The sequence below is a fragment of the Pseudomonas sp. AGC41 genome, assembly GCF_057334555.1.
The window spans coordinates 7,777-19,688 of record NZ_JBHFJB010000159.1 but is presented as its reverse complement, the minus strand read 5'-3'; the positions used below and the strand labels follow the sequence as shown (position 1 = coordinate 19,688).

Genomic DNA, 11,912 nt, shown 5'->3' with positions numbered 1-11,912 from the left:
CCCCCCCCCCCCCCACGAGTCCCACGGCCCGATAAAACTCTGCGGCAAGCCACGGCTGACGAAGTCCCCGCGGCTGGCCAACTTTCCATAGAAACCCGCTGTACTCATAGCCGCTCCGGCAGGCTGAAGCCACTGAGCACGCGGCTCTTGAACGGGTTGAAGGCGCTGTTGGCCCGCAACTCATAAGAAGCGCTGGCGCCATCGACCCGCAGCCGCAGGTTGAAGCGGTCCGGCGAATTACCGGCGGTCAGGTCCGACTGCTCCAGCAATCGGAACCAGGCCCACGGCCCATCCAAGGTGATGCCGGAACGACCGCTGGACGACGGCGGCATGATCGAGATCCGCACCACACCGATGCTGCCCGGATTCGGCCACTGCATGGCGGTCGGCCGGCTCGGGCCGTGGTCGTAGCTCAACTGCTGGCCGTCGAGGTCGAGCAGGAATTGGGTGATGGTCGAGTCCATCGCCACCGGCTTGAGCTCGAAGCGCACCATCGGCTGCGTGCCGCCGGAACGGAAGAACGCATCGCGAATGGTTGCAGCGCGCTGGAAGGTTTGCAGCACACCAGGGGCAATGCCGAGCTTCTGCGCGGCGCCCGGCTGCCAACGCCAGGTCGGAGCCGAGGTATCGACGTAGGGTTGCAGGTACTTGCGGAAGTAGTTGTCCATCACCCCGCCGACGCCGAAGAATTGGCCGAAGTCATCGAGGGTCGCATCCCGCGCGCTGCCTGGGGACATCGGGTAACGCCCGGCCAGGGACTGGCGATAGATATTCACCACTTCGCTGGTCCAGGCGGCATTCAGTTGATTGCGCACGCCGCCCATCATCGTGTTGGTGGTGGAGTTGACCACCGACTTGACCAGACCCTGCACCAGCGGCGGCTGGCGTTCGGCGTTGAGGCTGACGCGGGTGGCGGCGGCCGACGCCTGGTTCTTCGCCTCGCCGAGCAAGGCGTCGCCACTGGCGCCGACCATGGCACTGACCTGCACATACAGGGCGTTCATGTCGGACAGCAGGCCGTCGATGGCCGCCGGTTCGCCTTCGCTCTTGCTGACGATGCTGTTGAGCTCGGCGAAGTGCGCGGTGATCGGGTCATCGCTGGTTTGCGGCGCGTTTGGCGTTGCCTGCTCCTGGCCGAGCAAGCTGCCGAGGCGCTCCTTGAGCTTGTCCACGCCGTCGCCCGCCGGTACGCCTTGGGCGGCGAGCAGGCGTTCGTCCTGTTGCAGGTCGGTTTCCTTCGCCACCGCCACCAGCAGCTTTTTCAGCGGCGAGGTCGGGCCGGAAAGCACCCGCAGCACATCGGCGGCCTGGGCCACGCTGGTGATCGGCACAAAGTCGATGTCGGCCAGCAAGGCGTCCCACTGGCGCTGGTAATCCTGGAAGTACAGGCGCCGCACATCGGCGGCGAGGCTGGCGACGTTCTGCTGATCGGCCTGCTCAAAGCCCAGCACCCATTGCTCTTCAGCGAGGGTGCCGGTCTGGCTCAGGCTGGAGAGCAAGAAGCCCTGACGGTAACCCTTGACCGTGAAGAAGCCGCTCAGCGGCTCGCCCAACGGCTTGCCGCTCTTGCGGCTGAACACCAGCGCGGCGTCACGCCCGGCGGCTTCGTTGATGCGGAAGTCGGGGATGCCGTCGGGCAGCTTCTGCCGTTTGATGCGGTCGTAGACGCGCTGGGCCACCGGCAGTTGTTGCAGCTGGCGGCGCAGGTCTTCGATCAGGCGTGGATCCAGGCGCGCGGTCGGCGGACGCCGCTCGAACAGCGCCTGCAAGTGCCCGGTCAGGGCCTGACGCTGTTCGGCCGGCAGGTCGCGCGGCAGGCTGCGGTCCCAATCGAGGGCGATCCAGGCCTTGATGAAATCGGCGTCGTAATGCTCGTTATCGGCGAGCATCAGGTAGGCCTTTAAGCCTTCGTAGAGGAAGTCCGAATTGCCACCGCCGTGCAGTTGCTCTTCGATGCGCGTCAGCAGGCGCGGCGCGAACACCGCGATCAGCAGTTTGCGATAGACACTGCCGGATTCGGCTTCGAGCATGTCGCCCTGATACAGGCCCAGGCCTTCGGCCCAGTCCGGGGCATCGTTGGCCAGATGCTTCACGGCGTTGAGCAGCGGCAATACCGCGAGTACGTCGCGCTGGGCCGGGCTGAGGTTCTGCACGGTCTGGCCCAGCGGCGCGACCTTCTGGTCGACCTGGGCGATATAGGCCTGGTTGGCGCGGTAGCTGACCCACCACAACGTGCCAACCACCAGCACCACCAGCACGGTAGACGCCAGCACGCCGCGGGCGATCCACTTGCGCCGGCGTTCGACTTTCGGGTCCACCCCCACCAGCCCACGCTCGGCGAAGGCCACGGCGGTGAAGAGTTTTTCGATGAAGTAACTGCGCCCGGTACCGGTCTGGCGCGCCAGGTGCTGGCGGTCCAGGTTCATGCTCTGGGCCATGGAGCCGATCAGGCGATCGATCGGGCTGCCTTCCTGGGTGCCGCTGGTGAAATACACGCCGCGCAGCAACACGCGCTCTTCGAACGCATTGGGCTTGAACACGCCGTCGAGGAAACTTTGCAGGCAATCCTTCAATGCACCGAACTGCTGCGGGAAACCGTAGATGAGGTCGCGCCGCGCCGGGTCGCGCTCTTGTTGCAGGCGCTCGACCAGGCGGTCGTTGAGGCGCTGCTCGAGCAGGGCGAATTCACTCTGCAGGTGCGCCAGCGGGCTGTCGTTGCTCTTGCCATCGTCCAAGGTGAAAGTCATGCCCCAGACCTGGGCACGCTCTTCCTTGCTCAGGTTGTCGAAGTACTCCATGAACCCCGGCACCAGGTCGAGCTTGGTGAGCATCAGGTACACCGGGAAACGCACGCCCAACTGCGTGTACAACTCCTGGATCCGCAGGCGGATTGCCGCCGCGTGGGCGGCACGTTCGGCGTCGCTGCCCAACAGCAGGTCCGAGAGGCTGATGGCGATGAACGCGCCATCGATCGGGCGCCGCGCCCGCTGCTTTTTCAGCAGGCCGAGGAAGCCCAGCCACGCGGCCTTATCGACGGTCGCATCGCTGTCCTGGGTGGTGTAGCGACCGGCGGTGTCGAGCAGGACCGCCTCGTCGGTGAACCACCAGTCGCAGTTGCGCGTACCGCCGACACCGCGCACCGCACCGGCGCCCAATTGTGCCGCCAGCGGAAAATGCAGCCCGGAGTTGACCAGCGCAGTGGTCTTGCCCGAACCCGGTGGGCCGATGATCACGTACCACGGCAACTCGTAGAGGTTACGCCGCTCGTCACCACCGAGCTTGGCTTTCTTGAGCAAGGCCAGGGCCTCGTCCATGCGCTGGCGCAAGGTTTCGAGCTCTTCGGCGGTGGCGATGCTGGTCGGGTCCGGCGGAGTCTGCGCGGCCAGGCTGCGCATGACTTCGGCGGCCTGCCGGCGGGCCTGGATGATGCGGAACAGGCGATAGGCGATCCATACCGCAAACACCAGGATGATCAGCGCCCAACGGCGCCCTTCAGGCACCAGCCAATCGAGCAGCGGGCCGACGAACCAGATGATCAGGCTCAGGGCGATCAGCCCCAGCAACGGGATGACCCAACGGGTCATGAAACTGAAAAACGCCTTCACTCGACCCCCTCCGCCAATACTGTGATTTCAACCCGACGATTGCGCGCACGTCCCTCGGTCGTGGCGTTGGACGCCAACGGCTCGGTGTCGCTGCGGCCTTCGGCGCTGAAGCGCTCGGGCTGGCCGGTCTTGGCCGAAAGAATGTCCAGCACCGACCTGGCCCGTGCTTCGGACAAGGCCCAGTTGGACGGAAACCGCAAGGTGGCGATCGGGCGATTGTCGCTGTGACCGGTCACCAGCACCTGGCCCTTGACCTTGCGCACGGCATCGGCGATGCGCAGCATCAACGGCTGGAAATCATCCTTGATGCTGGCGCTGCCGGAGGCGAACAGTTCATCGCCACGGATGGTCACCACCGAGCGGTCGACGGCATCTTCCACAGCAATCCGGCCGGCCCTGATTTCATCGGCGAGGAACCCGGCCAGGCGCGGACGTTCGATCACTTTCGGCTGCACCACCGGACGGTCGATGGTCTGCACCGGGATCTCGCCGAGGAAGTGAATGTTCTTGAACACCGGCTCGGCATCGGCGGCCAGCTTCATGCGCAGGCCGAACAGCAACGCCAGCAACAGGGCAAGGCCAATGGCCACGGCGATCCATGGCGGCATGAACTGCGCCAGGCGATCGCGGGCCACGGTGACCCCACGCCAGTGCGGCGACAGCTCGCGTTCGTAGTCGCCACGGGCGCTGCGGATGACCGCTGCGGTGCGTTCGCGCAGCGCTTCCAGTTGGCTGCGGCCGTCGTTCATGACCCGGTAGCGCCCTTCGAAACCCAGGCACATGCACAGGTACAAAAGCTCCAGCAGGTACAGACGCTCGCGCGGGCTTTGCAGGCAGTGCTCCAGCAGCTGGAAGACTTTTTCGCCGCCCCAGGCTTCGTTGTGCACGGTGATCAAAAGACTCTGCTTGCCCCAGTCGCTGGTGCCGCCCCAAGGCGTGCTCAGCACCGCCTCATCCAGCGCGGTGCACAAGGCGTAGCGGGCCAGCAAGACGTCGTTGCGCACCACGCCGGCGGCTTCGGCGCGCTCTTCGAACTGGCGCAGGTAGGCCAGCAATTGGGCGCGCAAGCTGGCCGGTGCCGGGTGGGCGATGGTGCTGCGCAAGCGCGTCAGCAGGGCCAGCAGCGGGCCGGCGGCGCTCTCCAGCGGGTTGAGGCCCTGGGCCTTGCCGGTCAGCACCGGCGCGGCCGGCATCGACAGCGGCGCCGTCGCGGGTGCCGGTTGCGGACGCCCCGGGTCCGGGCGGAAAGGGTCCGCGCCACGGCCCCCGGGGGTCGGCATGAACTGGGTACGATCGTCGTTGCTCATCGCGGTTTATCCTCGGATCGCCCAGAAAGCCAGGTTCAGCCCCGGGAACTGGCCGGCGATGTGGAACGCAAAGCCGCCGGAGTTGCTCAACTGCTGCCAGTGGTCGCTGCCCCGGTCCAACTCGTAATAGGTGGATCCGGCGTGGTACGGAAGCTGGCGTGGCGCCACCGGCAACGGCAGCAGGCCAATGCCCGGCAGTTGCAGGTTGACCAGGTCGCGAATGTGCTCCACCGAGCCGACTTTGCTCTGCTGGCCGAAGCGGCCGCGCAGGGTTTCGGCGGGAACGTCGGCGCGCACCACCAGGATGAAACTGGCGCTGTCGAGCAGGGTCTTGTCGGCCAGCATCGCCACATGGATGCCGTAGGCTTTCTCGACAATCGGAATTGGCGTGGCCTTGCTGTCGATGAGCATCGACAGCGCCTCGCGCAAGGCTTGCATCACCGGCGTGAAACTCAGCACCAGGTCATCGTGCTGGTACTGCGGATATTCCTGCGGGCGACGGCCGGATGCGGTAAAGGTCGAGAACTCCCCGGCCAGGCTCACCAGCTCGCTGTAAAGACGTTCGGGATGCAGCGGACTCAACTGGTTCAGGTGCTGGATCAACGGCTGGGCGCGATTGACCAGTTGCAACAGCATGAAATCGGCGATCTCCGAGGCCCCGCCAGCGCCGGAGGCCACAACCCGCCCGGCCAGGGCTTCGCCGCGCTGGTGCAACAGCCCCAGCAGCTCACTGCGAAACGCTGCCAGTGACTTCGAGGCCGCTACGTCCAGCAGCGGCGGGATGTAATTTTCATCCAGCACCAGGGCCCGATCAGCGCGTTTTTCCTTGATGCGCACCACGCCAATCGCGGCGTAATCGCCAATGCCATCCTGGATGGTCAGCAAGCGCAGCGCCCGGGAACCCACGGCCACCGGTGCGCGGTTTTCAAACGGCGCATTGTCATCACGTACTTCGCAGACCTGGCTCACGTAGCGCGCGGCGCCCAAGGGTTCACCTTCGTCCACGGTGTCGCGGGCGCCGGCGCGCTTGAGCGGCAGGGCCAGGTACACCAGGCCGTCACGCAGGTTGTCGTCAATGTTCAGCGGCGTCGGCGCAACGTCGTCCTGGGGAATATTGAACGGCGTGCCGTCAGGCAGCAGGCCCTTGGCCGAAATGATCGCCAGCTTGCCCTGGGCCAGCAGGCCCTGATCGATCAACAACTCGGAAAAACCCCAGGCGCCGGCCGACAATGGGCGGCTGCGGGAATCGATGAGGTTTTCCAGGTAACGGTCATGCTGCTGAAAGTGCTGCGTTCCAATGAACATGCCTTCCGACCAGACCACGCGATTGTTCCAGGACATGGGGGCTCCGATTGCTTATTGGGCAGGGCTGGATGGGGGGACGACGACGGCGCTGCGCACGGCACGCACATCGAGGCTGATCTGGTATTCGGTGTATTGGCGCGCCGGGACATTCATCACCGTGCGCCACAGCGACTGGTCCAGCTCGCGATAGCCCACCAGGATTCCGATGTGCCGGGTGGCCGGGTCGAGATCGCGTTGCAGGCTCAGTTGCTGGTCCGGCTGGATCAGCACTTCGTCCTGGTCGATCAGGTCAGCTCCCAATGTCGCCTGCGCCCGTTCGGCCAGGGCGAAATAGTCGGCGCGGGCAAAAGTGGCGGCGTTCTTCAACTCGAAAATGCGCACCCGCACCGGCGCCGGCTGGCCGCTGGCGCCGGGGTTGAGCCCGGCGATGGCGTGGAAGTGCAACTCGATGGCGGCGGTGTCGGCTTCAGCCTCTTCGGGCTGGGGAGCGGCCGCATCCTTGGCGCACGCCGTCAGCAGAAGTGCTGTGGCGACAGCGAGTAAAAACCTGGGAATCATCCTGCGTCCTCAATGACGTTTGAGCTATCCGTTGTGTGCTTGAAAAGTGTTGTCTGGCCCGGTGACGCTCAACGACGTCGCTGTCGCGTGCTGTGTTCTTCGTAGGCGCGGCTGAACTCCCGACCGAACAGGTCCTGGAAGTCTTCCTGGGCCTCCCGGGAAATATTGCTGTAGAGCTCGGTGAATTGCTGCCAGTACTGGGCCTGGCGCGACCCGCTGAAAATCCCCGACAACCCGCCGGGCTTGCCCATGCGCTCTTCCAGCTGGGCCGGCTCGAAACGCGCCAGCAGATGCTTGATGGCCGCTTCCACACCGGCCATCACCGCCAGTTGATGGGCACGCAAATCGTCAAAGCTGTCGCGCACCGCCACGTCCGGCGCCATGAAGGCCTGGTTGCCGTGGCGCAACAGCAACAGCAGGGCTTCGTCGACGTTCGGGGCAAATTTGAGCGGGTTGTTTTCCACCGGTTGGATCATTGTCTGCTGGATGCGGAATTCACCCTTGAGGCTGCTGCGGGCGCGCAGCACATCGATCAGGCCCTCGACCATCAATCGATAGCTGCGCCCGATGCTTTCCATCTGCGCTTCAGCCTGGGCCTTGTCCAGGCGCAACTGATCCAGCCCGGCGCCGCGCAGGAAGGCTTGCAGCAGGTCGGGGCCAGAGGTGTCGGTTGGGGTGGCCGTCGGCTCGACGCGGCTGACCGGCGCTTCGCGCGGTGGCACGGGCTCGATCGGCGCAACGACTTGCGGGATCGGCGGCGCGGGAACGGGCTCGATCACCGGCAATGGCGGCACGGAAACCGGCTCCGGCAGCGGCGCGACGGGAATCGGCGCAACCGGCGCAGGCGTGTCGCTGAACAGGTCCCAATCATCCGGGATAACCGGAGCAGGCGTCATCGGCAGCGGTTGGACCACTGGCGGCGGACTCGGGCGCGGAATCGGCGTGGGCGGGCGGAAATCATGTTGCTCGGCCGGAACGTGATCCGGCTGGGTGGCTGGAGGGACGCTGCTCGGAGCAAGGAAGTCGAACAGGTCCGGCAGCGTGTCCATGGACGACACGCCCTGGAAATGCGCAGGCGTGGCCACGGGTATCGGCGCCGGCGTATTCACGGCAGCACCCTGGCGCCCCATCAAGGCTTCGAAGCTGCTGGGCGCTTCGGCGAACGGGTTGCTGTCGGTGACCGGCAGGCTGAAATCCACGCGCGCCTGGATCTCGTAATCACCGATGCGAATGACTTCGCCATCCTGCAGCGGCTCGCTGTTGCCTTTGCGCAGGCGAATGCCGGCCTTGACCAATTCCACCCCATTGGTGCTGTTATCGGTCAGATAATAGCGCCCGTCCTTGTATTGGATAACGCAATGTTGTCCAGAAACCAGGCGCTCCGGGTCCGGCAATACCCAGTCATTATCGGAATTACGGCCAATTGCCATCACGCCTTGGTTCAGGGTCTTTTCAGAACACTGTCCAGGGGTAATCTTGTGATAACTAGTGATAGTCAAACACAGCGGCATCTTGCCTCCTTGCTGATTACTTCTTTTTGCCGACGGAACAATGGACCTGAGCCCCCGGCTGCGCGCTAAAAACCTTGCAAACAACCCGGAACGGCGTTTTGCCAGCATGATTGCTGATCTTAACCGGCCTGCGTGACAAAAAAACCTGCATCGGTGCCTGCTTCGACCTACCAGTCGCGCGGGTTGTTAAGCACCTCACAACTGTCACATCGGCGAAATAGCTTACCTTGACAAGGCATAAGTACTACACCAAAAATGCACAACTTCTTGAATATACATGATGGCACTTTAAGATCATCTCGCACTTATAGCGCCATTACGGTCAAGGAACATGTGAAGTTTCATCCGAAACTTTCATGTGCACTGCCCGACTTCTTCAGCGGGTGATAGGGAGATCGATCCAAGTGGATGTGCCTTTGCTGCTCGCCGCCGTTTCCGCGAATTCGCCTTGCGGTGAAGACCTGGAATATGACGCGGATTTCTTGCGCCTGGAACGCGATTCCCGAGGCCAGCCCGAGCGCAGCATGGGCGACTCGATCCTGCCTGCCGAACCCCCGGAATGGCGCAGCATCCAGCAGCAAAGCCTGGACCTGCTGGCGCGCAGCAAAGACCTGCGCATCACCCATTTCCTGTTGCAAAGCTCCCTGGCCCTGGAAGGCATTCCCGGCCTGGCCCGTGTATTGACGCTGATCAACGAGCTGCTCAAGCAATATTGGGCCGACCTGCACCCGCGCCTGGATGCCGATGATGACAACGACCCCACCGTGCGCATCAATGCCCTCGCCGGCCTGACGTCGGACGTCACCATCCGCCTGCTGCGCGAAAGCATCCTGGCTCGCTCGCGCACGTTCGGCAGCGTCAGCCTGCGCGCCGCCGCCAACGCCAGCGGCTTGCAAAGCTTCCCGGATGAAAGCCTCGGCGCCGAACAACTCGCCGGCGCCCTGCTCGACAGCGATCCCGAGCAGCTGGAAATCATCCGTGCCGCCCTGCTGGAAGCCCGCAGCGCCGCCGAGTCCATCGAACAGCAAGTCAGCGACCAGGTCGGTTCCGCCCAGGGCGTGGACCTCGGCCCGCTGAAACAACCGCTGAAGATGGCCCTGCAGATCCTCGGTCAGTTCGCCCCGCAGAGCGGCGACAGTGCCCTTGCCGATCCCGTCGAAGCCGACAACGCCGCGCCGGTTGAATACGCCAGCGCACCCAGCACGCCGCGCAGTACCGTCGCCGGAGAAATCAACAACCGCGACGATGTCCTGCGCAGCCTGGACCGGATCCTGGCGTACTACACCCGTCATGAGCCCTCCAGCCCGCTGCCGGTACTGTTGAACCGGGCGAAGAATCTGGTGCACGCCGATTTCGCGGCGATCGTACGCAACCTGATTCCCGACGGCATGAGTCAATTTGAAAACCTGCGCGGCCCGGAAAGCGAATAAAAAGCGAGCGGATCACGCAGTCACGTCATAGGTACCCCCGATGACGCCAACACCGTCGCTCAAGCGACCAGGAGCAGCAACGTGGCGAAGCAAAGTTCTCAGAAATTCATCGCGCGCAACCGCGCGCCTCGAGTGCAGATCGAGTACGACGTCGAGCTCTACGGCGCCGAGAAAAAGGTCCAGTTGCCCTTCGTCATGGGCGTAATGGCGGACCTGGCCGGCAAGCCCGCGGAGCCTCTGGCGCCGGTGGCCGATCGCAAGTTCCTCGAGATCGACGTCGACAACTTCGACTCGCGCCTCAAGGCCATGCAGCCTCGCGTGGCGTTCCATGTGCCTAACGAACTGACCGGCGAAGGCAACCTGAGCCTGGACCTGACGTTCGAAAGCATGGACGACTTCAGCCCTGCGGCCGTGGCCCGCAAGATCGATTCGCTGAACAAGCTGCTCGAAGCGCGCACCCAACTGGCCAACCTGCTGACCTACATGGACGGCAAGACCGGCGCCGAGGAAATCATCATGAAGGCGATCAAGGACCCAGCGCTGCTGCAGGCCCTTGCCAGCGCGCCAAAGCCCGCCGATGCAGAGCCCAAGGCTTAAGGACTAACGATCATGAACGATTTGGTACGCGACAATCAGCCCCAGAACCTGGGCGCCACTGAAGAAACCAGCGAGTTCGCCTCGCTGCTGCTGCAAGAATTCAAGCCCAAGACCGAACGCGCCCGCGAAGCCGTCGAGACCGCCGTGCGCACGCTGGCCGAGCAGGCCCTGGCGCAGACCGACCTGGTGTCCAACGACGCCATCAAGTCGATCGAGTCGATCATCGCCGCGATCGACGCCAAGCTCACCGCCCAGGTCAATCAGGTCATCCACCACCCGGACTTCCAGCAACTGGAAAGCGCCTGGCGTGGCCTGCATTACCTGGTCAATAACACCGAGACCGATGAGCAACTGAAGATCCGCGTGCTCAACATCTCCAAGACCGACCTGCACAAGACCCTGAAGAAATTCAAGGGCACCGCGTGGGACCAGAGCCCGCTCTTCAAGAAGATGTACGAAGAAGAATACGGCCAGTTCGGCGGCGAGCCTTACGGCTGCCTGGTCGGCGACTACTACTTCGACCAGTCGCCACCGGACGTGGAACTGCTGGGCGAGCTGTCGAAAGTCTGCGCCGCCATGCACGCGCCATTCATTGCCGCCGCCTCGCCGACGGTAATGGGCATGGGCTCGTGGCAGGAACTGTCGAACCCGCGCGACCTGACCAAGATCTTCACCACCCCGGAATACGCCGGCTGGCGTTCGCTGCGTGAATCGGAAGACTCGCGCTACATCGGCCTGACCATGCCGCGCTTCCTGGCGCGCCTGCCGTACGGCGCCAAGACCGATCCGGTGGAAGCCTTCGCCTTTGAGGAAAGCACCGACGGCGCCGACAGCTCCAAGTACACCTGGGCCAACGCCGCCTATGCGATGGCCGTGAACATCAACCGCTCGTTCAAACACTTCGGCTGGTGCTCGCGCATCCGCGGCGTGGAATCGGGCGGTGAAGTGGAAAACCTGCCGGCCCACACGTTCCCTACCGATGACGGTGGCGTGGACATGAAGTGCCCGACCGAAATCGCCATTTCGGACCGCCGTGAAGCGGAACTGGCGAAGAACGGTTTCATGCCGCTGTTGCACAAGAAGAACACCGACTTTGCCGCCTTCATCGGCGCCCAGTCGTTGCAGAAACCGGCCGAATACGACGACCCGGACGCCACCGCCAACGCCAACCTGGCCGCGCGCCTGCCGTACCTGTTCGCCACCTGCCGTTTCGCCCATTACCTGAAGTGCATCGTGCGCGACAAGATCGGTTCCTTCAAAGAGAAGGACGAGATGCAGCGCTGGTTGCAGGACTGGATCCTCAACTACGTCGATGGCGATCCGGCGCACTCCACCGAGACCACCAAGGCCCAGCATCCACTGGCTGCCGCCGAAGTGATCGTCGAAGAAGTCGAAGGCAACCCGGGGTACTACAACTCCAAGTTCTACCTGCGCCCGCACTATCAGCTCGAAGGGCTGACCGTGTCGTTGCGCCTGGTATCGAAACTGCCGTCGGCCAAGGGCGCGTAAGGATTTACTGAGCGGTACGCAATGGAAACATGTGGGAGCGAGCCTGCTCGCGAAAGCGGTGCATCAGTCGCCACTTGTGTTGCCTGAGGC

The 11,912-nt window shown here is 63.9% G+C and carries 8 protein-coding genes and 1 pseudogene; 3 read left to right on the top strand and 6 right to left on the bottom strand.

Translation table 11 applies throughout. The annotated features are described in order from the left end of the window. From ACE04F_RS27605 to tagH, 6 genes and pseudogenes are all read right to left on the bottom strand, one after another. A pseudogene (locus ACE04F_RS27605) lies at nt 1-108 on the bottom strand (TagF domain-containing protein); the annotation flags it as partial. After that, nucleotides 105-3,605, bottom strand: coding sequence for a type VI secretion system membrane subunit TssM (gene tssM / locus ACE04F_RS27600; protein WP_486110722.1), 3,501 nt, complete (start codon nt 3,603-3,605; stop codon nt 105-107). The pseudogene ACE04F_RS27605 and the gene tssM, both read right to left, overlap by 4 nt. Further along, on the bottom strand, nt 3,602-4,912 hold the full coding sequence (locus ACE04F_RS27595; RefSeq protein WP_486110720.1) for a DotU family type VI secretion system protein: 1,311 nt from the start codon (nt 4,910-4,912) through the stop codon (nt 3,602-3,604). Before ACE04F_RS27595 ends, tssM begins: the two co-directional genes overlap by 4 nt. Nucleotides 4,913-4,918: 6 nt before the next feature. Beyond that, nucleotides 4,919-6,253, bottom strand: coding sequence for a type VI secretion system baseplate subunit TssK (gene tssK / locus ACE04F_RS27590; RefSeq protein ID WP_486110718.1), 1,335 nt, complete (start codon nt 6,251-6,253; stop codon nt 4,919-4,921). A 15-nt stretch (nt 6,254-6,268) separates the two neighbouring features. Beyond that, nucleotides 6,269-6,775, bottom strand: a complete 507-nt coding sequence (gene tssJ / locus ACE04F_RS27585; protein WP_486110716.1) for a type VI secretion system lipoprotein TssJ — start codon at nt 6,773-6,775, stop codon at nt 6,269-6,271. Nucleotides 6,776-6,843: 68 nt separating this feature from the next. After that, complete coding sequence (gene tagH, locus ACE04F_RS27580) at nt 6,844-8,286, bottom strand: type VI secretion system-associated FHA domain protein TagH (protein WP_486110714.1); 1,443 nt, start codon at nt 8,284-8,286, stop codon at nt 6,844-6,846. Between the two features lie 404 nt (nt 8,287-8,690). Here tagH and tssA point away from each other — a divergent pair, with 404 nt between their 5' ends. From tssA to tssC, 3 genes are all read left to right on the top strand, one after another. Then, nucleotides 8,691-9,716, top strand: a complete 1,026-nt coding sequence (tssA, locus tag ACE04F_RS27575; RefSeq protein ID WP_486110712.1) for a type VI secretion system protein TssA — start codon at nt 8,691-8,693, stop codon at nt 9,714-9,716. An 81-nt stretch (nt 9,717-9,797) separates the two neighbouring features. Then, nucleotides 9,798-10,313 carry a type VI secretion system contractile sheath small subunit gene (tssB, locus tag ACE04F_RS27570; RefSeq protein ID WP_186633609.1) on the top strand — a complete coding sequence of 172 codons (516 nt, stop codon included), beginning with the start codon at nt 9,798-9,800 and terminating at the stop codon, nt 10,311-10,313. 12 nt (nt 10,314-10,325) lie between these two features. Beyond that, on the top strand, nt 10,326-11,822 hold the full coding sequence (gene tssC / locus ACE04F_RS27565) for a type VI secretion system contractile sheath large subunit (protein WP_305497874.1): 1,497 nt from the start codon (nt 10,326-10,328) through the stop codon (nt 11,820-11,822). The last annotated feature ends 90 nt before the right edge of the window (nt 11,823-11,912 follow it).